The 21,969-nt window shown below is 61.0% G+C and carries 21 protein-coding genes; 10 read left to right on the top strand and 11 right to left on the bottom strand.

Annotated elements, in window-relative coordinates; translation table 11 throughout:
* Positions 1–5,080 (top strand): dermonecrotic toxin domain-containing protein (locus tag GIW04_RS08495; protein ID WP_236478960.1); only part of this gene is annotated, 5,080 nt, incomplete at its 5' end.
* Here the strand turns inward: GIW04_RS08495 and GIW04_RS08500 are convergent.
* Entirely contained in the window at positions 5,064–5,702 is a 639-nt protein-coding gene (locus GIW04_RS08500; RefSeq protein ID WP_003192811.1) for a LysE family translocator, read from the bottom strand. The two genes, GIW04_RS08495 and GIW04_RS08500, sit on opposite strands and share 17 nt — an antisense overlap.
* 65 nt (positions 5,703–5,767) lie before the next feature.
* Complete coding sequence (locus GIW04_RS08505; RefSeq protein WP_236478961.1) at positions 5,768–7,114, bottom strand: NCS2 family permease; 1,347 nt, start codon at positions 7,112–7,114, stop codon at positions 5,768–5,770.
* A 290-nt stretch (positions 7,115–7,404) separates the two neighbouring features.
* On the opposite strand from GIW04_RS08505, the gene GIW04_RS08510 reads away from it, so the two are divergent.
* Complete coding sequence (locus GIW04_RS08510; RefSeq protein WP_003192808.1) at positions 7,405–8,007, top strand: glutathione S-transferase family protein; 603 nt, start codon at positions 7,405–7,407, stop codon at positions 8,005–8,007.
* 102 nt (positions 8,008–8,109) lie between these two features.
* Here GIW04_RS08510 and GIW04_RS08515 read toward each other — a convergent pair whose 3' ends face one another.
* Entirely contained in the window at positions 8,110–9,006 is an 897-nt protein-coding gene (locus GIW04_RS08515; RefSeq protein ID WP_120248398.1) for a LysR family transcriptional regulator, read from the bottom strand.
* A 125-nt stretch (positions 9,007–9,131) separates the two neighbouring features.
* On the opposite strand from GIW04_RS08515, the gene GIW04_RS08520 reads away from it, so the two are divergent.
* The 3 genes from GIW04_RS08520 to GIW04_RS08530 are packed head-to-tail and all read left to right on the top strand — an operon-like array spanning position 9,132 to position 12,068.
* On the top strand, positions 9,132–10,424 hold the full coding sequence (locus tag GIW04_RS08520; protein ID WP_236478962.1) for a CitMHS family transporter: 1,293 nt from the start codon (positions 9,132–9,134) through the stop codon (positions 10,422–10,424).
* 1 nt (position 10,425) lies between these two features.
* Positions 10,426–11,751: an acyclic terpene utilization AtuA family protein gene (locus GIW04_RS08525; RefSeq protein WP_120248397.1), complete on the top strand. Its 1,326-nt coding sequence runs from the start codon at positions 10,426–10,428 to the stop codon at positions 11,749–11,751.
* Complete coding sequence (locus GIW04_RS08530; protein ID WP_003192800.1) at positions 11,748–12,068, top strand: AtuA-related protein; 321 nt, start codon at positions 11,748–11,750, stop codon at positions 12,066–12,068. Before GIW04_RS08525 ends, GIW04_RS08530 begins: the two co-directional genes overlap by 4 nt.
* 120 nt (positions 12,069–12,188) lie before the next feature.
* Here GIW04_RS08530 and GIW04_RS08535 read toward each other — a convergent pair whose 3' ends face one another.
* From GIW04_RS08535 to GIW04_RS08555, 5 genes are all read right to left on the bottom strand, one after another.
* Complete coding sequence (locus tag GIW04_RS08535; protein WP_003192799.1) at positions 12,189–12,560, bottom strand: glutathione S-transferase N-terminal domain-containing protein; 372 nt, start codon at positions 12,558–12,560, stop codon at positions 12,189–12,191.
* A 101-nt stretch (positions 12,561–12,661) separates the two neighbouring features.
* Entirely contained in the window at positions 12,662–13,207 is a 546-nt protein-coding gene (folE, locus tag GIW04_RS08540) for a GTP cyclohydrolase I FolE (RefSeq protein WP_003192797.1), read from the bottom strand.
* A 78-nt stretch (positions 13,208–13,285) separates the two neighbouring features.
* Positions 13,286–13,843, bottom strand: coding sequence for a Smr/MutS family protein (locus GIW04_RS08545; protein ID WP_003192796.1), 558 nt, complete (start codon positions 13,841–13,843; stop codon positions 13,286–13,288).
* Between the two features lie 75 nt (positions 13,844–13,918).
* Entirely contained in the window at positions 13,919–14,239 is a 321-nt protein-coding gene (locus GIW04_RS08550) for a hypothetical protein (RefSeq protein WP_003192794.1), read from the bottom strand.
* 136 nt (positions 14,240–14,375) lie between these two features.
* Positions 14,376–14,966 carry a cysteine hydrolase family protein gene (locus tag GIW04_RS08555; protein ID WP_003192792.1) on the bottom strand — a complete coding sequence of 197 codons (591 nt, stop codon included), beginning with the start codon at positions 14,964–14,966 and terminating at the stop codon, positions 14,376–14,378.
* Positions 14,967–15,205: 239 nt separating this feature from the next.
* Between GIW04_RS08555 and prmB the strand changes: the two genes are divergently transcribed.
* Positions 15,206–16,114, top strand: a complete 909-nt coding sequence (gene prmB, locus GIW04_RS08560; protein WP_057709807.1) for a 50S ribosomal protein L3 N(5)-glutamine methyltransferase — start codon at positions 15,206–15,208, stop codon at positions 16,112–16,114.
* A gap of 128 nt (positions 16,115–16,242) precedes the next feature.
* Here the strand turns inward: prmB and GIW04_RS08565 are convergent, their stop codons facing one another.
* Positions 16,243–17,046, bottom strand: a complete 804-nt coding sequence (locus GIW04_RS08565) for a hypothetical protein (RefSeq protein ID WP_003192788.1) — start codon at positions 17,044–17,046, stop codon at positions 16,243–16,245.
* A gap of 99 nt (positions 17,047–17,145) precedes the next feature.
* Positions 17,146–18,108 (bottom strand): alpha/beta hydrolase, encoded by a 963-nt coding sequence (locus tag GIW04_RS08570; RefSeq protein WP_003192787.1) that lies wholly within the window; start codon positions 18,106–18,108, stop codon positions 17,146–17,148.
* A 143-nt stretch (positions 18,109–18,251) separates the two neighbouring features.
* On the opposite strand from GIW04_RS08570, the gene aroC reads away from it, so the two are divergent.
* The 4 genes from aroC (at position 18,252) to GIW04_RS08590 (ending at position 21,589) form a co-directional block, all read left to right on the top strand.
* Positions 18,252–19,343 carry a chorismate synthase gene (gene aroC, locus GIW04_RS08575; RefSeq protein ID WP_034136078.1) on the top strand — a complete coding sequence of 364 codons (1,092 nt, stop codon included), beginning with the start codon at positions 18,252–18,254 and terminating at the stop codon, positions 19,341–19,343.
* A gap of 75 nt (positions 19,344–19,418) precedes the next feature.
* Positions 19,419–20,582 (top strand): MFS transporter, encoded by a 1,164-nt coding sequence (locus tag GIW04_RS08580; protein ID WP_003192784.1) that lies wholly within the window; start codon positions 19,419–19,421, stop codon positions 20,580–20,582.
* Positions 20,579–21,109: a 1,2-dihydroxy-3-keto-5-methylthiopentene dioxygenase gene (locus GIW04_RS08585; protein WP_120248396.1), complete on the top strand. Its 531-nt coding sequence runs from the start codon at positions 20,579–20,581 to the stop codon at positions 21,107–21,109. The genes GIW04_RS08580 and GIW04_RS08585 overlap by 4 nt, the downstream gene beginning before the upstream one ends.
* A gap of 210 nt (positions 21,110–21,319) precedes the next feature.
* Complete coding sequence (locus GIW04_RS08590) at positions 21,320–21,589, top strand: response regulator transcription factor (protein WP_003192780.1); 270 nt, start codon at positions 21,320–21,322, stop codon at positions 21,587–21,589.
* A gap of 59 nt (positions 21,590–21,648) precedes the next feature.
* On the opposite strand, the gene GIW04_RS08595 is transcribed toward GIW04_RS08590, so the two are convergent.
* Positions 21,649–21,927, bottom strand: a complete 279-nt coding sequence (locus GIW04_RS08595) for a DUF3509 domain-containing protein (RefSeq protein WP_003172952.1) — start codon at positions 21,925–21,927, stop codon at positions 21,649–21,651.
* Positions 21,928–21,969 lie beyond the last annotated feature (42 nt).

A 21,969-nucleotide genomic window follows, 5' to 3' on the forward strand; every position in this document is an offset into this window, starting at 1 on the left:
CAACCAGCTCGGCCTTGCCGACCAACGATGCGCCAACACAACCAAAGCCCTGATGCATTTGACGGTACGCGCGCCCAAAGTCTTGAAGGTGATTCGCGCAGCACTGCGCAAAGCGTTCGACATCGACCCGGACAAACTACTGTTCACCCAAGCCATGCCGCCGCCAGCACTGCACAGGGTCGACACCCTGACGGAACGGACGCTGCTCTCGCTGGCGCTGCCTGCCGTGCCAATCAACCTCAATCAGTTCACCACGCTGAGCGTCAAGGATGAACCGGCCCGTGTGTGGCCGTTGACGCCCTTGCAGGTGCTGCAGCAAGTACTCGCGATGAAGCTGTTCGAACGTCTGGGCCCCGCGTTCAGCCGCTACTGGGAAACACTGGTGGCCGGCTCCTGGCAGACGCGTCAGGAACACTGGTGCCAATTGCAGGCCGAGTTGTTCGCTGATCGGGCCTTTATCGCGGGGCAGTTGGGCGAGCTGTCGAGTGAGGCGTCAAGCCTGGTCCAGGCGCTGATCGATGCGCCGAGCCCCGAAGCTCGCCAGCGGGCCGGGGGCGACTGGGCCAGTGTGCGCGCCAGCCAATTGATGTGGCCCGGCTCACCCGCGGTAGCGATCCCCGGCGCCTTGCACATCTATCGTGCGGATGACCCCAGTGATGTGCCGCATGTGATCTACCTGCCGGGTGTAGCGCGCAATTTTTATGAGTATCCGAGCTTCTTCTTCCTGCAGTGCGGCCTGCTGAAACTGACCAGCCAGGCGTTGTTCGACGAGCTTTGGCAGTGCCTGCCGCTCAAGCGCCGCCATGAACTTTGCCGGCCCACGCACTACACCCCGGCGAGCAGTGTTGCCCGTGGTTCGGTACTGGACGGGGATGCGTTGGCGTTGAGCGCGCAAGCGCTGTTGGACGGCCAGTGGGAAAATGAATTGGCCTGTGCGTTGGCGATCAATCAGAGCCACCTATATTCCCAACGACGGCCGCCGCCTCAGCCGCTGACGGCTGCGCCTTTTCTGACGTTTATCGAACGTGCCAGAAAGCAATTGGTCGGTGAGGCGCGGCTGGGTGCATCAGGCAAGTCGTTGCTGGAATGGGATGCGCGGCGTCGGCGACGGGAAATCTGCTTTGCCAATCTTTTGTCCGGCCAACCCATGCTCGCGATGCATGCTCGGCTCAAACGCTACGAAAAGGGCTTGCTCGCGTTACTCGATGTGGCTGATCCCAGCGTCGATACCACGCAATTTCAGGAGGTTGTGGCCCTCGCGCGCGAGCTCCAGGAGCATGCGCAAACCATGGACTCACTGAGCAGCGGTGCGCAGAAACGGCTGTATGAGTATGGGTTCTGGATCGAACGTCCTACCCAGACCGAAAAGCGCGCCACCCTGTTTTTGCAGGCTCAAGGCGAGGCCTTGCGCTGCGAGGTCCAATTGCAGCACCGGCTCAAGCTGATACCCACGGCACATCGAGACCTGGTGATCAAGATAGTGGACCAGCACCAGGCCGCCAAGCGTGAATACGGTGACGCACGCGTCTTGTCGGTTTCGGTGGGCAGTGCGCCGGATGCGTTCTACCACGTGCATAACCTGATGGTGGTGACCACAGCGACGGCCGTTGAGAAGCCTGGCCGCTCGGTCCCGGTGGTGCTATGTGGGTTTGGACAATCGGGCGGGGTGCTGTCTTTTTCCAGTCTGCAAGCCCTGACTAAAAGCCTGTTGGCCAGTTTCAACAGCAGTGATGAGTCAGTGCTCTGGAGGTGCATCGAGCGAAAGGTACGGCAAGACCTACGCAAGCATGCCGCACGAGGCACCTTGGCAGTGCGCTACGAGCTGATCGAAAAAGGGCCTCTGGAGTTTTCGTTCAAAAAACTGATGAAGCACTATGGGACTTTGCACACAAGCTCGGCGGACGCGACGCAGCTTTTCGGTGAGGTTAAGAGCCCTGCGTTCAGCCGTGATCTACTGCTGATAGAACTGGGCGAACATCTGAAAGTACCGGCCAATGATCTGCTTGAGCAGAGCCAGGCCCATCTTGATGTACTGCGCAAAGCCACCGCCGATGCGAAAAAGCTGCCGGCATGGCTGGCGGGCGCGTCGAGCGCCCAGCGCAAGATCTTCAAGAAACTGCAGGGCCGACACTTGGCCAGCGTCCTCGCGGTTGAAAACCGGCTTGAGCAGCGTCTGGAAGACCTGGAGACCTTCGCCCGCACTGCCTTGATCGCCCGTTTAACAGAGGACGGTTTCTATCCGGGGCTGGATATCGAGCAGCCCTTACTGACTATGCCGGACGACGTCGCCAGCAGTTTCTGCGGTTATGAAAGCCGCTGCACACCGGGCGATCGCAAGGAAATTCAGACCCCCAGCCTTGAGCGCAGCACTTTCAGCCTGCTGCAACTGGCGCTCCATAACCTCGACCCGCAAGCGCCCTGGACGCGCAAGCGCTTGAACCACGCCACCTACCTGCAGCCGGACTGGCGCGGACGGCTGGATGCGGACTACCTGATCAAGACAATCTCCGCGCTGGATATCGGCGGTCAATACGCAGCAAAGATCGAGCGCACGTTTGAGCCTGCGGCCCAAGGGCTGAGCGAAGGCCGTATTCCGGAACTGATGCAGCGCATGTTGCGCGACTGTGCCAAGGTACGGCTGTATTCGGCCATCCGCCAGGGGCTGAGTGCACCCGCGCAAAGCCTGTTCAATACAGCGATGGCCGCGCGAACGCCAGAGGACTTGCTGAAGAATGGCCATCGACTGAGCCTGTCAGTGGTGCATCTGGTGGGGCACACGCTGCAGCATGATCGCTACATCGCCGGCATTGTGGTCATGCAGGATCAGGCCAATGGGCGCTGCGTAGTGTATTGGCCGAACGCTGCCACTGCCTTGGCCGTTACCGAATACGCCAGCGTGCAAGAGGCGCACGTGGCGCTCAATCGCATCGCGACCCAGGCCGAGCACGCCAAACAGCTGGCGCGGCAGGTCGCACCGGGCTGGGCATTCGAGGCCGTCACCCATGATGCCGAGCCCGACGCTACGCTGGACGAACTGCTGCGGGCCACGTTCTTTTCCGGTGTGTGGCGGGGCGTGAAGTTCATTCGCTCCTTTGCGGTCAAGCATCTGGAGCCGACGCCGGTGCCGCAGGACATTGAAAAGCAGTTCCAGGAGCAGGTCGATACTGACCCGCTGAACGCGCTGGCGATCGTGCCCACTGCCCACAGCGATGCCAACGCGTTGCTGTACAAGGCCTGGGTGCTTGATTTGCAGCGCCGAACCCAGGCGGCGTGCAATTCCAGCAAGGCATTGGACCGCTATCGAACCAAACGCCTGGAGGAGCAAAGTGATACGCGCATGCGCGCCTTGGTGGGTTTTTTCGTGCCGCCTTACGGCATGGTCAACGACTTCTACGAGTTGCTGCTGGCGGCGCGGCGGTACCACCGTTTTGGCCATTCCTCGGATGCGGTTGATGTTGGCTTCATGAGCATTTTTCTGACGGTTGAACTGTTATTGGGTTTTATACCCGGCGCCAAAACCAGGGCGGGCGCCGTGGGAGGAATAACGCGGCGTTCGCTGGCCACCGGGTTGAGTCGAATCCGCCACCTGCACATGACGGCGCCCAGAACACTGGCCGCTGGGATATCACGGCCAATTACCCAGCTCAAAGCCCTGGAGCATTTTCGGCTAAAGGGCGTGCCTCAAGACGCTGTCGCGCTGAAGGGCGTGGGTGAAAAGGGTGTGTACGTCAAAAATGGCGAGGCCTTCCTGGCGGATGACACGCATCGTTATCCGGTGTACCGGCGCCAGAACGAACACTCATTACGCCTGAAAAACAAACAGGCAGGCGAAGAAGATGAGTTGCTCGTGCATATCTATCAGCCCGAAGAATGGTTATTGGGCGCGGACGCGCCAACTCCGGGGCCGAGTTCGGGAACCCATCGGCCGTGGCAACCTCCGAGGCCTGACGTGTCGGACTGGCAACCGCCGGTGCGTGTAGCGAGCGAAGACAGGATTCGCCAGTTCTCCACCACAGCCACGCATTGGTTGGATTGGCAGACTCAGCTTCATCCAGGCCAGCTATCGAGCTCGCCCGCTCCAGGGATATTTCATGTCGCAGCGGACCCTCAAGGCTATCCTCACCATGTGCTGCGTGTTGCGCCTGAACGTTCCAGCCTGACCGATCCGAGCAGCCGTTTTTACCGGTTGCTGCCCCCAGGTGAGGATGCCGGGCTTCACGGTATCGTGTTCATCACCAGGAATGAGCCGCTGGTGTCATTGGCCAGCGTTGACATCCTGCGTTGGACCAGCAACGACCTGCTCGAACAGCCGTTACCTGCATCCCGCACGGCAACGGGCGCCTGGCATTTGCATGCGCCGATTTTCGACCGGCCGTTGGAGCAGTCCGTGGCCATCGCCTTTCCCACCCTTACCAACAGGACCCGAGATCATGTGGTGAGCCGCTTGATCGAATTGTCGGGTCCGGCGCGCCCGGCAACTGCCACGCATCTGCTCAGAGTGCGTGCAACCCTGGACGAATGGTTGCCGCCGGCCCCCGTGCGGCCTGGCCGCACCGATGACTTATTGCGGATGTTGCGGCCTACCGACAGGGCACCCAACACGACCTTCATAAGCTTCCAGGGCGCTGCGCCGGGCTTGACCCGTATTGACTTCCTGCCACCTGTGAGGCCGCCACGCACCCTGCGTCGCGGTGGCAAGGCAGTCGCGAGCGAAAGAAATGCCGCCCAATATGCAGCGGTCAGTACGTTGCTTGAGGAACAGGGCTTCACCCTCAGGCATGTCAATGTGCGGCGTTACGGGACGATCCGGCGGGAGACGCTGGCCACCCACCCCAACTCACCATCTCGGCTTTATTACGTGTCATACCTGTGGGCGGAAAGGCCGTCTTTGCGCCTTTTTTCGACGTTAAGCGACAATTGGCTTGTGACCGGGCTCAGGACCTATACCAACGTGGCGTTAGCTGACGAAGTCAGCAGTGCCATGCGTCAACAGCGCCTGGTACGGATCCTGGCGGGTATTCAGTGGCCGACCGGGAGCGATGTCTCGCCCACGGTTTACTTCATCAAACTGAACCCCTGACCTTCATCAGCGAGGCCAGGCCGGCGCAACCGAACAGGGCCGCACTGACGCGGTTGAACCAGCTCTGGCCGGCGCCGCTGCGCAAATACCGCGCTGCGCCATGGGCGCCGAGGCCGTAAGCCAGCTTGCACAGCAGGTCGAGCACCGTCCAGGTGGCGATCATGATCAGCAGTTGCGGTAAAAAGGCTTGCTGGGCGCTGAGAAATTGCGGCAGGAAGGCGGCGAAAAACAGAATGTCCTTGGGGTTACTGGCGCCCAGTACAAAGGCACGGCCAAACAAGGCGCGAAAGCGCGGCACGGCCGGGGTCTGCGGTACTTGTGCACCCTGGCTTGGCTGGCGCGACTGTTGCCAGCTTTGCCAGGCGAGGTAGAACAGGTACAGCGCGCCGACGATCTTCAATGCGCTGAACAATTGCTCAGAAGCCAGCAACAGCGCGCCAAGGCCCAGGGCCGAGGCGCTCAACAGGCAGATCGAGGCGAACACGCCGCCCAGAAACGCAGGGTAGGAGCGGCGCAGGCCGTAGTTGAGGCTGTTGCTGATCATCAACAGCGACAGCGGGCCAGGAATCAGGATCACCACCAGTGCAGCGCCACTGAACAGCAGCCAGGTTTCCAAGGTCATTTACAGTCCTCCCTTCATGCAAAAGCCCCACCCGAAGGTGAGGCGGTTTTTCAGCCGTTCCCGAACTACAGGAAGATGAACTTGGCGATAAAGATCGCGCACAGTACCCACAGGCTGATGGAAATCTCGCGGTACTTACCGGTGCCGGCCTTCAACGCCACATACGTGATAAAGCCCAGGGCGATGCCGTCGGCGACCGAAAACGTCAGCGGCATCATGATCGCGGTGACGATCGCCGGAATGCTGTCGGTGGCCTCATCCCAATTGATATGGGCCATGCTCGCCATCATCAGCATCGCTACATAAATCAGCGCGCCCGCCGTTGCGTAGGCGGGAATCATGCCGGCCAGCGGCGCAAAAAACATCGCCGCCACGAACAGCACGCCCACGGTCACTGCGGTCAAACCCGTACGGCCGCCAGCAGCCACACCGGCGGCGCTTTCTACATAGCTGGTCACCGGCGGTACACCGACCATGGCGCCAAACACGCTGGACGCACTGTCAGCCTTCAACGCGCGAGACAGGTTGTCGATCTTGCCATCGGCATTCACCAGGCCTGCGCGTTGCGCAACGCCCATCAGTGTACCGGCAGTGTCGAACATGTGTACAAAAAGAAAGGCAAATACCACGCTGATCATGCTCACATTGAACACACCCATCACGTCCATTGCCATCCAGGTCGGTGCCAGGCTCGGTGGGGTGGCGAGAATGCCGTTGTAGTGCACCAGGCCCAGGCCCCAGCCGGCCAGGGTTACGGCGATGATGCTGATCAGGATGGCGCCGAAGACGCGGTGATAACTGAGGATGGCAATCAGCAGGAAACACACGGCCGCCAGCAGCGGTGCCGGCTCGTGCAGGGAACCGAGCTTGATCAGCGTGGCCGGGCTGTCGACGATGATGCCGGCGGTTTTCAGGCCCATCCCCCCTAGGAACAAGCCCACCCCGGCACCCATGGGCTGGCGCAGGCTGACCGGAATGCTGTTGAGCAGCCATTCGCGGATGCGCGACAGCGTGAGGATCATGAACAGCACGCCGGAAATAAACACCGCGCCGAGGGCGGTCTCCCAGGTGTAGCCCATGGTGCCGACCACGGTGTAGGTGAAGAATGCGTTCAAGCCCATGCCCGGCGCCAGGCCCACGGGCCAGTTGGCGTACAGGCCCATCAGCAGGCAACCCAGCGCGGCCGCTATGCAGGTGGCGACGAAGGCCGCGCCGTGATCGATACCGGCATCGGCCATGATATTGGGGTTGACGAAGATGATGTAGGCCATGGTGATAAAAGTGGTGAGGCCGGCGATCAGCTCGGTCTTCACTGTGGTGCCATGCAAGCGCAGTTTGAACAGGCGTTCCAGCCAACCGCCTCGGGGCGCGGCCAGGTCCAACGTAGGGGCTTCGGTTTTGCGGCTATCCACAGCGAGTACTCCTCAATCGTTTTATTGTTATTTCCAGCGCCGGTTACATGAGTGGGCAACGGCGCTTTGAGGTGCTGGCGGGTTTGTTGACCAAAAGGTCAGGAACTCGCACGAAGCGAATTATGCTTTTGTATACAAATAAAGCAAATAATGTTTTCGATTATCTGGGCGAAAAGGGATGAAAGGCCCACGCCAGGGGATTTATTCTGCGCGACGCCTTGAAACAAGCCCTCGATACCCGCACCTTGTGGGCGCAAGCATTCGGTCAGCGCGGCGAAAAGGGGAGCCCCATGTACAAGGTTTATGGCGATTACAAGTCGGGCAATTGCTACAAGGTCAAATTGATGCTCACTCTGTTGGGCATCCCGTATGAATGGATCGATATTGATATTCTCAAGGGCGATACCCAGACCCCTGAGTTCCTGGCCAAGAACCCCAATGGCAAGGTCCCGGTATTGGAGCTCGAAGACGGCACCTGCCTGTGGGAGTCCAACGCGATCCTCAACTTCCTCGCCGATGGCAGCGAATTCCTGCCGACCGAACCGCGCCTGCGTACCCAGGTATTGCAGTGGCAGTTTTTCGAGCAGTACAGCCATGAGCCTTACATTGCGGTGGCGCGGTTTATTCAGTTTTACCTGAACATGCCCGAGGATCGGCTGGAAGAATATAAAACCACCCATAAGGGCGGTTACAAGGCCTTGAAGGTGATGGAGCGTCAGCTTCAAGCCACGCCTTATTTAGTGGGCGAGCAGTTTTCAATTGCCGATATCGCATTGTATGCCTACACCCATGTGGCCCATGAAGGCGGCTTTGATCTGGCGCCGTATCCGGCGGTGCAGGCATGGTTGCAGCGGGTGGCCAGTCATCCTCGGTATGTGCCGATGCTCGACTGATTCACTCGGTCCAATGTGGGAGCTGGCTTGCCTGCGATAGCGTCACCCTGGTGCCCCGGCTAAACCGAGGTGTCTGCATCGCGGGCAAGCCAGCTCCCACATTCAGCGCGGCGGCGCGTCAGGCAGTGCTTTGTTGAGCAGTTCAAAGCAGCGCTGCGCTGCCGGGCTTAAGCCCATGCCGCTGCGGCTGATCAACCCGATCTCCCGATTGACGCCGGGATGATTGATGTTGATGCGTTTCAACCCCTCCAGGCTATCCGCCGCTGACTCCGGCAATACACTGATGCCCAGCCCCTGGCGCACCAGGGCCAATACGGTCGACATGTAGTTGGCCTCCATGCCGGCGTTCAGCGTCAGCCGTGTCTCATCGAACAGCGTATCCACTTGCTCACGCACACTGCTGTCGCGCCCGGTCAGGATGATCGGCTGGTCTGCCAGTTGCTCCAGGGTCAATTGGCGGTGATGGGCGAGCGCATGACCCGATGGCACAAACGCGCACAGCCGATCATTGAGCACCGGCACGAAGTCCAGGCCGTGGCTCAGGCGGGCGCGCACGCCGATGCCGAAATCCACTTCGCCGTTGCGAACCTTTGCATGAATGCGCTGGGCCACCAGGTCATGCAGGCGCACTTCGATGCCGGCGAAGCGTTCGCGAAACAGGCGCAAGGCCGGGGGCAGGGCGCCGGCGCAGACTGAGGGCAGGGCGGCAATGGTCACCACGCCGCGGCGCAAGGCGGCGAGGTCGCGGGAGCCGGTGACGATGTTGTCCAGGTCCAACAGCAGTTTTTCCATAGGCCCGCGCGCGTCCTGGCCTGCGGCGGTAATGCTCACGTGGCGCGGGCTGCGGTCGAGCAGGGCGACGCCGAGCCAGTCTTCCAGTTGTTGCACCTGCACGGTGAGGGCTGACGGCGACAGATGCAATTCGTTGGCCGCCTTGGTGAAGCTGCCTGTGCGGGCAACCGCAAGGAAGGCTTGAATGTGCTGGATGCTGTTTTTCATAAGCGCCGCTTCATTTTGTTTTTCCGAACGCTGATGGCTGAATATTGCAATTTACAAAGCCTAGCGCGATTCCAATACTCCAGGGAAAACAATAACCGGCCAACGAGGCCGCCCTGGAGTAACCCATGCTCGCAACCCTGGGTGTCATCACCATCCTGTGCCTGCTCGCTGCCGTCATGAGCAAGCGCCTCTCGCCGCTGGTGGCCTTGATCGCCTTGCCGATCATTGCCGCGCTGATCGGTGGATTCGGCCTGCAAACCAGCGCCTTCATCATTACCGGTATCAAGAACGTCGCCCCTGTGGTGGGCATGTTTGTGTTCGCGATCCTGTTTTTCGGGATCATGACCGATGCGGGCATGCTCGATCCCATTATTGATCGCATCCTGCGTACGGTCGGGACGCGTCCTACACGAATTGTGGTGGGTACTGCGACCCTGGCGTTGCTGGTGCACCTGGACGGCTCTGGCGCGGTGACCTTTCTGGTGACGGTGCCGGCGATGCTGCCGCTGTATACGCGCCTCGGCATTGATAAACGCATCCTCGCCTGCGTGTGTGCGATGGCCGCCGGCGTCAACTTCCTGCCCTGGACCGGCCCGGTGCTGCGTTCGTCGGCGGCCTTGCATGTGCCGGGGGCCGACCTGTTCCAACCATTGATCCCGGTGCAGATCGTCGGGCTGATCTTTGTCTTCGCCTGCGCCTGGTGGCTGGGCCATCGCGAAGAAAAGCGCCTGGGCCTGGGCGCCGGTTCCAGCGTGGAGGCGGTGCCGCAACGAGTGCTCAGCGATGACGACATCACGCTGCGTCGTCCACGGTTGTTCTGGGTCAACCTGATGCTGACCGTGCTGGTGATGGTGGTGATGATCGCTGGCTGGGTCGACCCGGTGGTGATGTTCATGCTCGGCACCGTGGTTGCGTTGTGCATCAACTATCCCAACGTGGACGCCCAGCGTGCGCGCATCGACGCCCATGCGAAAACCGCCCTGACCATGGCCAGTATCCTGCTCGCCGCCGGAGTATTTACCGGCATCATGCAAGGCACCGGCATGCTCAAGGCCATCGCCGAAGTGGCGGTGGCGCAGATTCCGGCGGGCCACGGCAAGTTGATCCCGGCCGTCGTGGGCTTTTTGTCCATGCCCCTGAGCATGTTGTTTGACCCCGACTCTTACTACTTCGGCGTGATGCCGGTGATCGCCGAAGTCGGCAAAGCGCTTGGCGTCGACCCCCTGCAAGTGGCCCAGGCCTCGTTGCTGGGCGTGCACACCACCGGTTTTCCGGTCAGCCCGCTGACGCCTGCGACCTTCCTGCTGGTGGGCCTGTGCAAGATCGAACTGGCCGATCACCAGCGCTTCACCATTCCTTTCCTGTTTGCCGCCTCGGTGTTGATGACCCTGACGGCGTTGCTCCTGGGAGTGATTTGAGATGAACACCTTGCGCATCGGCTCCGGCGCCGGCTACTCCGGCGACCGTATAGAACCTGCGGTGGAACTGGCCGAACACGGCGACCTGGATTACCTGGTCTTCGAATGCCTGGCCGAACGCACCATCGCCCTGGCGCAACAGGCGCGCATCAGCGACCCGCAGGGCGGTTATGACCCGCTGCTCGCTGAGCGCATGCGCCGTGTCTTGCCCTTTGTAGGGCAGGGGGCGGGGCGTCGTCGCCTGCGGGTGATCACCAATATGGGCGCGGCCAACCCGCTGGCGGCGGCCAGAGAAGTACGGCGTATTGCGGGCGAGCTGGGCCTGGGCCTCAAGGTTTTGGCCGTGGTCGGCGATGACGTGCTGCACGCCTTGCCTGCCGAGCAGTTGCTGGATAACGGCAAGACCGTGGGGGCATTGGGTGAGCGGCTGATTTCCGCGAATGCCTACTTGGGTGTGGAGGGCATTATTGAAGCGTTGCGTGCCGACGCCGATGTGGTGATCACCGGGCGCGTGGCCGACCCTTCGCTATTCCTGGCGCCGCAGATGTTCGAGTTCGGCTGGGCCTTCGATGATTGGCCGCGACTGGGCCGGGGCACGTTGGTGGGGCATTTGCTCGAGTGCGCGGGGCAGGTCAGTGGCGGTTACTTCGCCGATCCCGGCTTCAAGGATGTGGAGGATCTGGCACGCCTGGGCTTTCCCCTGGCCGAGGTCGACGCCGACGGCAATGCAGTGATCACCAAGGTGGCAGGCTCCGGTGGACGGGTCAGCCGCGCGACCTGCGCCGAACAACTGATTTATGAAGTTCACGACCCGGCAGCCTACTTGACCCCGGATGTGACGGCCGACTTTTCCCAGGTGGGGTTTGTCGAGGAGGGCGTGGACCGGGTGCGTGCCCAGGGAGCTAGTGGGCGTGCCCGGCCTGATCAACTGAAGGTCAGCGTCGGTTATCTGGACGGTTGGATCGGTGAGGGGCAGATGTCCTACGGCGGTCCAGGTGCTGTCGCACGGGCCGAGTTGGCGCGGGACGTGGTACTCAAGCGTCTCGCGTTGATCGGCGTAAAGATGCAGGACCTGCGCGCCGAGTTGATCGGCATGGATTCACTGCACGGCCCACGCAGCAGCGTCGAGCCTTGGGAAGTGCGCCTGCGGGTCGCCGCCCGGTGTGAGGAGCGTGGCGACGCGGTGCGGATCGGCAATGAAGTGGAGACCCTCTACACCAACGGCCCGGCCGGCGGCGGTGGGGCGAGCAAGGGCGTACGCCAGGTGGTGGCGGTCGCGTCGTTGCTGTTGCCCCGTGAAGCGGTCAAACCGAGGATTGAAGAATGAAACTGCATACGCTGGCCCATTCCCGCACCGGGGATAAGGGCGACACGTCAAACATCTCGATCATTGCCTACCGCGCGCAGGACTACCCGTTGCTGTGTGAACAGCTGACGGCGGAGCGCGTGGCAGCGTTCTTCGCGGATTTACTGGAACCCGGTGCTGAGCCGGTTCGGCGTTATGAATTGCCGAATGTGCAGGCGCTGAACTTCGTGTTGCCGGGCATCCTGCGTGGCGGCGTGACCCGCTCACTGGCGCTGGATGCCCACGGCAAGTGCCTGGGCTCGGCACTGCTGGATCTTGAACTGGCAATACAGACTTAAGAACACCGCAGAGCAAATGTGGGAGCTGGCTTGCCTGCGATTGCATCACCTCGGTACATCTGCTGCACCGCGGTGCCCGTATCGCAGGCAAGCCAGCTCCTACATTGACCGCAGCGGGCTTCAGATTGCGGCGAAGCGCTTGTCCAGGTACTCGATGATCACCTTGGAGTCATACATCCAGGTGGTCTGGCCGTTCTCTTCGATGCGCAGGCACGGCACTTTGATCTTGCCGCCTTGCTCCAGCAGGGTCTGGCGGTCCTGTTCGTTGTTCTTCGCGTCCTTCAAGGCCACCGGCACATTCAGGCGGTGCAGGGTGCGGCGGGTCTTCACGCAGAACGGGCAGGCGTGGAACTGATACAGGGTCAGGTCTTTGGCGGCAGCATTGACCTTGGCCTGTTGCTCGGCAGGGCGTTGTTTTTTGCGTGGGCGGGTAAGAAAGTCGCCCGCGATGATGACGTGGCCGAGGCCCACTCTAAGTGCTTTGACGAACATGGCTGAAACCTCTTGCCCATGACTGAGGGGGCGCAGCTTACCTGATTTCTACAGGCGAAAAAAAACCGGCGATGAACGCCGGTTTTTTCCTGCCTGGCCGGTTACTTGATCAGGCTGAGAAATTCGCTGCGGGTAGCCGCGTTCTCACGGAACTCGCCCAGCATCACCGAGGTGATCATCGACGAATTCTGTTTCTCGACACCGCGCATCATCATGCACATGTGCTTGGCCTCGATCACCACGGCCACGCCCAGGGCGCCTGTCACTTCCAACACGGCGTCGGCGATCTGGCGGCTGAGGTTTTCCTGGATCTGCAGGCGGCGCGCATACATATCGACAATGCGGGCGACCTTCGACAGGCCCAGCACTTTGCCGCTCGGGATATACGCCACATGGGCCTTGCCGATAAACGGCAACAGGTGGTGCTCGCACAACGAGTACAGCTCGATGTCCTTGACCAGCACCATTTCGCTATTGTCAGAGCTGAACAAGGCACCATTGGTGACTTCTTCGAGTGTCTGTTCATAACCGCGGCAGAGGTACTGCATTGCCTTGGCGGCACGCTTTGGCGTGTCGAGCAGGCCCTCGCGGGACACGTCCTCGCCGAGTTGGCCGAGAATCTCTGTGTAATTCTGTTCCAGGGACATGAAACTACCTGTGGGATTTTCGCAAAGCGCAAGGTTACGGTGGCGGACACATCGCTGCAAGCCTGACGAAGGCACTTGTTACTCGTCGCGCCCTTCCATCATGGTGCGCTTGAGCATCACATACACCGCGCCGGCACCGCCGTGGCGGGCCTGGCAGGAGGTAAAACCGAGCACCTGGGCATGCTGGCGCAGCCAGGTGTTGACGTGGCTCTTGATCATCGGCCGCTTGCCGTCCAGCCGCACAGCTTTGCCATGGGTGACGCGCACGCAGCGAATTTCGAATTTGGTCGCTTCAGCCAGGAAAGCCCAGAGGGTTTCCCGGGCTTTTTCCACGGTCATACCGTGCAGGTCGAGGCTGCCTTCGAACGGGATCTGGCCGGCCTTGAGCTTGCGCATCTGGCTTTCCTGCACGCCGTCGCGGGCCCACATCAGCTCATCTTCGGGGCCGACGTCGATCACGAACTGGTCCGACAGGCCATCCACGGTGGTGGCATCGGTGCGCACGGTCGCGGCCTGGCGCAGCTTGGCGATCTGCGCCCGGTCGGTCTTGGGTTTGCCGGTGTCGGCGCGGTCGTGCTTGATCGGCTTGACGCCGCGCAGCTCGTTTTTGAACAGGGAAAAATCGTCGTCTTGCATGTCAGCCTCCGCGAAGGGCGGGCAGTTTACCTAAATCGCGGCGGCCAGGGCGCAGGAAACGCTATCCAAGCGCCATCAGTCGTGCTTTTTCATCAGGTGAGAGGCGATATTCAACGACAACGGTTGGCGCATTTTCCGACGGCTGCGACGCCACAGCCACACACCCAACCACAGCACCAGCAAGCCGACACCCAGCAGGAGTGCCGAGCCACCCGGGCTGGCATTCAGTTCGCCGAGTGCCGGCGAATGCCCAAACAGGCCGGCGCCACCAGCGCCCGCCAACAACAAACCTACTATCGCCAGTAACGCGGCAATGCACGCTACCAGGCGCAGACGCCAATTGCTCGGGCCTTTGGGGCGCAAGCGACGAGCATCAAAACCATCGGATATCTTCATTCCGACCTTTCCTCCAGGGTATCGGCCCTTCGACCGGAAGATACACAGGTTGTTCCGGGGGGAGGGGTAAATGCGCCAAATGAAAGGGCTTTGCGGATGAGCGGAGCAATAAACACGCCGCTCACCGCCAGCAGGGTCAGATCAGATCTTTGGCCAGCGCCAGGGTGGCGAAGTTGTCGGCCATGATGGCCATTTCGGTTTGCTGCACGTGCTCGGCGCTCAGGATGCCACCCTTGTACGGCAGGTCGCGGGTGGCGCAGGCGTCTTCCACCAGGGTGCAGCGAAAGCCCAGGTTCTTGGCCGCGCGCACGGTGGTGCTGACGCTGGAGTGGCTCATGAAACCGCAGACGATCAGGTCCAGGGAGCCCAGGTCTTGCAGGTGTTTTTCCAGGCCGGTGCCATGGAAGGCGCTGGGCAGCAGTTTGCCGATGATGGTTTCGTCACCTTCAGGCTCAAGGCCCGGAATGAATTCGCCGCGCTCGCCCTGGGGGTCAAACAGGCCGCCCACCGTGCCCAGGTGGCGCACGTGCACAATCGGGCGCCCGGCACTGCGCGCTGCGGTCACCAGTTGCTTGATGTTCTGCACCGCCGCGTCCATGCCCGAGAGGGCGAGCGGGCCGCTGAGGTATTCTTTCTGGGCGTCGATGATCACCAGGGTCGCATGATTGAGGTTGGCTGCTGCGTAACCGCGACCGCTGAGTTGAAACATCGTCTTTGGAACGGACATTCTGGGGCTCCTGTGAGTGGGGCTTTTGCGACATTGTCCACTGGCTGAGCGCTTCTGTGAATCGCTACTATCGTAAGGTACGCCGTTGCTGGCGTGCAGCCATGTCAAGAGGCAGGCCTGTTTAACACAATGCGGGCAAATTGGATGAAATCCGACGTACGGTGCCAGGTGTTTCGTACATCGTCGGTACAGGTGAAGGCTGTTAGAATCGCCAGTCGTTTTTTCCAGGAGCTTGCCCCGTGATCACTTCCCGCCTGCGCACCTTGCGCGACCATATCCGTTGGGCTGTCAGCCGTTTCCATGGGGAAGACCTGTTTTTTGGCCATGGCACCGACAATGCCTGGGACGAAGCCCGGCAATTGGTGCTGGGCGCCTTGCACCTGCCGTGGGAAATCGCCGACAGCTATTTGGATTGCAACCTGGAAGAAGAGGAAATCTCCCACGTGCAGCGCTTGCTGCATCGGCGTATCCATGAGCGAGTGCCTACCGCGTACCTGTTGAACGAAGCCTGGTTTTGCGGCATGTCGTTTATCGTCGATGAGCGCGTACTGATCCCGCGTTCACCCATAGGCGAGCTGATTGAAGACCGCTTCGAACCCTGGCTGGCCCAGCCGCCGGCACGCATCCTCGACCTGTGCACCGGCTCCGGTTGCATCGGCATCGCCTGTGCCTATGAATTCCCCGAGGCCGAAGTGGTGCTGGGAGACTTGTCCTTCGAAGCCCTGGAAGTGGCGAACCAGAACATCGAGCGCCATGGCGTCGACGAGCGCGTCTACACCGTGCAGGGCGATGGTTTTGACGGTTTGCCCGGCCAGCGTTTCGACCTCATTGTGTCGAACCCGCCCTACGTGGATGCCGAAGATTTCGCCGACATGCCCGACGAATACCAACACGAACCGGAACTGGGCCTGGCCTGCGGTGACGACGGCCTGAACCTGGTACGCCGGATGCTGGCTGAAGCGGCGGACCACCTGACCGAGAAGGGCTTGCTGATTGTCGAAGTGGGCAACAGCCAGGTGCATGTCGAGGCGCTGTATCCGGAAGTGGACTTTGCCTGGCTGGACTTCAAGCGCGGTGGGCATGGGGTGTTTATGTTGACGGCTGAGCAGTGCCGCCAACACCAGGCCGTTTTCGCTGCCCGGATATAACTGCAGAAACTCGGTCAATGTGGGAGCTGGCTTGCCTGCGATAGCGATGGATCAGTAGCACAAGTGCAAGCTGACCCACCGCTATCGCAGGCAAGCCAGCTCCCACATTTTGATTGCATTTCAATCTATCAGCGGTGCGTGGCAATCCAGATCAACAACCCCGCCTGAAACACCGTAAACGCCACCAGGCAGGTGATGGTAAAGCGCAGCCCACTGTCCTCACGCTTGAACTTGGTGACTTTCTCCTCTTCCTTGCGCAGTTTCACTTCCTGCTCCGCCAGGTTCTGGTCGGCCTGTTGCAGCATCTGCGCGGCTTCGAGGATCTCCACAAACTGCACTTTCTCGGTATTCCAGCTGTCCAGCACGTCGCCGACCTTGCCTGGTTGCACATTGCCTTTGAGGTGCTGCACATCGGCGTAGGCCACATCGAAACCCTGGATACGCAGGAAGTGATCGCGGCGCAGGCGCGTGGCTTCGTTGAGGGCGTCCTTGTTGGCCAGGTCCACGCCGTCGACGCGGTAGTGTGACCACTTCTTCTTCGCCCAGGCGGCGCCTTGGGCCACCAGGAAGCGCCCGATACCGCGGTTGGCCGGCTCGATTTCCAGGCTGTTGCCGGGGCCGAAGTGCACGCGGTGTTTATCGTGATCGACCCAGATATCCAGATGATTCTGCTCGCGCCGTACTCGCTGGCCCGGTAACTGGATGACCATGCGCAACAGGCTGTGGTGTTTGTCATGACGCTCGGCATAGCCGAACTGCACAAAGCGCAATGGCCGTGCGCCGGTGGCGCGGTCGGTGGCCAGTGGGGCCAGGCGCAGCATCTTGAAGTGTTCGGCGTGAACGTCGGCCCACGGCAGGGCTGCTGCCGCGGCAGCTTCGGTTGCGGCCGGGGTCTCGGCGGTAGATTCGGGTGTTGTTTCGGTGGTTGTCATGCGGCGCGATCCTGTCCAAGCCCTGCGAGCCGACAGTCTTTTTACTGTCGACTCTGGACTTATCGGCCGTTTTTTCCAGGACTGGAGGTCAATTGCCGCTTAACGGGGTTGAAGTCCTTCGATAAAGCTGACGATACGTTGGCCCAACTCCGCAGCCAGCGGTAGTTTCGGGTCGTTGTAGGAGGCTAGTTGCTGCTTCACGTTATTGGGCACGATGCGCATCACGTGGTTCATACCTTCGATTACCGTCAACTGCGCGTCGGGTTTGGCCTTCTTCAGTTGCTGGGCGTCGCCTACACCCACTTGGATATCGTTGGTGCCCTGGATAATCAGCGCCGGCATATCCAAGCGTGCAAAAGCGGCCGACGGATCGGCGCGGAACAGGCTGATCAGATACGGCTGCACGCTGGGCCGGAAAATACCCTCCAGCGGGCGCGGCACATCGGCGTCCACCTGGCCGGCCTTGAGGTGATCGAGGATTTCATTGCTGCGTAGCAACAGGGCAGGGGGCAAGTGATCGGCCAGTTGCTGACGGATAACTTGGTCCACCGGGCGGGCGCTGCCTGACAAGGAAATGACTCCGGCCGGTTCAAGTTGCGGCGCGGCGAGGGCGGCGACCAGCGCGCCCTCACTGTGGCCCAGCACAATCAGCGGGCCCATGCGCTTGTCGGCCTTGAGCAACTTGCCCCAGGCCACGGCGTCGGCCACATACGCCTCCAGGGTCAGGTTGCGCTCATCCGGCGTGGCCGCCAGGCTTGCAGCCACGCCGCGCTTGTCGTAGCGCACGCTGGCGATGTTATGCCGGGCCAGTACCCAGGCCAGGCGCTTGAGGCTGTCGTTGCGCGCGCCGTCGGCGCTGTTGCCGTTGCGGTCGGTGGGGCCGGAGCCGGCGATGATCAGCACCACCGGCACCGGTTTATCCGATTGCGGCAACAGCAGCGAGCCAAAGAGTTGGCCGCTGCCGGTGTCCAGGCTGATCGGGCGTTGCAAGACGACAGGGGAGGCGGCCTGGGCCACGGCGGTGAACAGGGTGAGGGTGAACAGCAGAACTCGCAGCATCATAGCGCCATCATTGGAGAGGTGCCGGTTGGACCAACGTCTACCGGTAAGGTTTCGAGGATGAACTAGTCGGTTAGCCTGCGTATACTGGCCGCCTTAAGTTATTACGGTTGACTTGATTCAACTGATTTCACGGAGCGCCCTGCATGTCCGGCAATACCTTCGGCAAGCTGTTCACTGTCACCACCGCGGGCGAAAGCCATGGCCCGGCGTTGGTCGCCATTGTCGACGGCTGCCCGCCAGGCCTCGAGCTGAGCCTGGACGACCTGCAGCGCGACCTTGACCGCCGCAAGCCCGGCACCAGCCGCCACACCACCCAGCGCCAGGAACCGGATGAAGTCGAAATCCTCTCCGGAGTGTTCGAAGGCCGCACCACGGGCTGTGCCATTGGCCTGCTGATTCGCAACACCGACCAGAAGTCCAAGGACTACTCGGCGATCAAGGACCTGTTCCGCCCGGCCCATGCCGACTACACCTACCATCACAAATACGGCGAACGCGACTACCGTGGCGGTGGCCGCAGCTCGGCGCGTGAAACCGCCATGCGCGTGGCCGCCGGCGCCATCGCCAAGAAATACCTGGCCGCCCAGGGCATCGTCATCCGTGGCTACATGAGCCAATTGGGCCCGATTGAAATCCCGTTCAAGACCTGGGACAGCGTCGAAGACAACGCCTTCTTCTGCCCCGACCCGGACAAGGTGCCGGAACTGGAAGCCTACATGGACCAGTTGCGCCGCGACCAGGACTCGGTCGGCGCGAAGATCACCGTCGTGGCAGAAGGGGTGAAGCCGGGCCTGGGCGAGCCGATCTTTGATCGCCTCGACGCCGAACTGGCCCATGCGCTGATGAGCATCAACGCGGTGAAAGGCGTGGAAATCGGCGCTGGTTTCGCCTGCGTCTCCCAGCGCGGTACCGAGCATCGCGATGAGATGACCCCTGAAGGTTTCCTCAGCAACAACGCGGGCGGCATCCTTGGCGGTATTTCTTCCGGCCAGCCGATCGTGGCGCACCTGGCGCTCAAGGCCACGTCGAGCATCACCACACCAGGCCGTTCGATCGATGTGCACGGCAACCCGGTGGACGTGATCACCAAGGGCCGCCACGACCCGTGCGTCGGCATCCGCGCCACACCGATTGCCGAAGCCATGATGGCCATCGTGCTGATGGACCACCTCTTGCGTAACCGTGGGCAAAATGCCGATGTGCGCGTGAGTACCCCGATACTGGGCCAGCTGTGATCGCCTGGGGCAATGAGCGCGCTTGCTGTGGCGAGCGAGCTTGCTCGCGCTGGGCTGCGAAGCAGCCCCAATAGCATGCCCCAACCACTGCCATACTGGCGCCTCTCCAGCTTCTACCTCTTTTACTTCGCCCTGCTGGGGGCGACCGCGCCGTTCCTGGCGCTTTACTTCGATCACCTGGGTTTTTCCAGCGCACGCATCGGTGAACTGGTGGCCATCCCCATGCTAATGCGCTGCGTGGCCCCCAACCTGTGGGGCTGGATCGGCGATTACACCGGCCGGCGCCTGGCCATCGTGCGGTTCGGCGCGGTGTGCACCCTGGCCAGCTTCTGCCTGATTTTCGTCAGCAAGACCTACGCCTGGCTGGCGCTGGTGATGGCCCTGCACGCGTTCTTCTGGCACGCAGTGCTGCCGCAGTTCGAAGTCATCACCCTGGCCCACCTGCACACGCAAACCTCACGCTACAGCCAGATCCGTCTGTGGGGCTCCATTGGTTTTATCCTCACCGTGGTGGTCATGGGGCGGCTGTTCGATTGGCTGAGCCTGGATATTTACCCGGTGGCGGTCGTGGTGATCATGGCCGGCATCATCGGCGCCAGCCTTTGGGTACCGAACGCGCAGCCTGTCAGCCACGGCAACCGCTTGGCCGGTGAGGGTTTCCTCAAGCAATTGCGCAGCCCAGGCGTGCTGGCGTTTTATGCCTGCGTGGCGCTGATGCAAATGAGCCATGGCCCGTATTACACCTTCCTCACCTTGCACCTGGAGCACTTGGGCTACAGCCGTGGCGTGATTGGCCTGCTGTGGGCGCTGGGGGTGGTGGCGGAAGTGCTGATGTTCCTGGCCATGAGCCGTATCCTTGCGCGCTTTTCGGTGCGCCGGGTGCTGCTCGCCAGTTTCCTGCTGGCCGCGCTGCGCTGGTGGCTGCTGGGTTCATTTGCCGAGGTTTTCTGGCTGCTGCTGGTGGCGCAACTGATGCACGCCGCCACGTTTGGCAGCTTCCATGCAGCGGCGATTGCCTTTGTGCAACGCAGCTTCGGCGACCGCCAGCAAGGCCAGGGCCAGGCCCTTTATGCCGCGCTGGCCGGCACCGGCGGCGCGCTCGGCGCCCTGTATTCCGGCTACAGCTGGAACCTGCTGGGGCCAACCTTCACGTTCAGTATCGCCAGCCTCGCGGCCCTGGCCGCCGCCATTATCATTGGCCTTCGATTGCAAGAGCCGAACCAAGGAACCGTGCAATGAGCTATGTAGCCGTCTACTCCATCGCCACCCCGGACACCCCAAACAAAGTGTTGACCCATGCCGAGGATATCCAGTCGACCCTGGCCGAGCACGGTGTGCGCTTTGAACGCTGGCAGCCCAGCCTGATAGAAAAGGGCGCCACTGATGCTGAAATGATTGCCGCCTACCAGGCTCAGATCGAAGCCCTCGGCTACGCCGCTGTGGAAGTGGTCAGCGTGACCCAAGACCATCCACAGAAAGACGAGTTACGTGCGCAGTTCCTCGACGAACGTACCTACAGTGAAGACGAGGTGCGTTTCTTCATCGCAGGCCAGGGGCTGTTTACGCTGCACATAGGCGACTATGTGTACAGCTTGCGCTGTGAGAAGAATGACTTGCTGATCATCCCTGCCGGTGTACCGCACTGGTTCGACATGGGCGAAAACCCGCACTGTGTGACACTGCGTTTGTTCAACACAGCCCAGGGCGCTGTGCCCTCGTTGACCTGTGATGCGATTGCCGCACGCTTTCCAGGACTCGATGACTAAGCACAAATAACTGAATGTTCAACCCTGGCAAGTTGGAAGTTGCTGTGGGAAGAAGCTTAATTATTTGTAGGGCAAAGCTGTTTGTTCTGCACTGTGCGCTTTGATTCCACTCGTTATGTAACTCTCTCTTCAGCGCCAATGTTTATGCCATCTGTCAATAGGAGGAATCCGAAAGGTGGCAGCGCATCAGCAGACATAAAGGAGAGAACAATGAGTGGCCCAGAGGAGACGTATCGCCCGTTAGTTATTGTACCGACGGCTATCAGAAAACGCCTGAGCTTGTGCGGCAAGCCCCTGACTGCCACGGAGCTGGAAATCCTGCGATGGGCCTCCGAGGGCAAGACGGTCTGGGAAATCAGCCAGATTCGCGCCACCTCTGAAGCCACGGTGAAATTTCATCTGCGCAACATCTACGGCAAGTTGGATGTCACCAACCGCGTACAGGCAAAGAATGAGGCCGCCCGCCAGGGCTTATGTTAACGGCATGAAAAAGGGCCGCGACGCTGAGTAGCGTCGCGGCCCTTTTTCAGATTTCCAGCTTAGGCCGAGTGATAGGTCGGCAGTGCAAAGCGGTTCTGGCTTTGCAGCATCGAAATCTGCGGCAGTTCGCTGGCTTGTTCAGCCAAGTCACGACGAATGGCGCTGATGACCCAGGTCAGTTGGTCGGCAGTGTGCAGCTGCTGATAAGAGATCGAGCGCTTGACCTGCTTACCTTCGCTGTTGCGCAGGGTCAACAGGATGCCGCCGTCCGGACGTGGCTGGGTGGTGACGTCGTAGTTGGAGAATACCGAAGCGAATTTATCTTGGATCAGGCTCATGTCTATCAGCTCCATTGGCTCAAGTTGGCAAGCATGGAGTGA

This window comes from Pseudomonas sp. PA-4-8C (assembly GCF_021606625.1).
In the GTDB taxonomy this organism is placed as follows: Bacteria; Pseudomonadota; Gammaproteobacteria; order Pseudomonadales; family Pseudomonadaceae; genus Aquipseudomonas; species Aquipseudomonas lactis.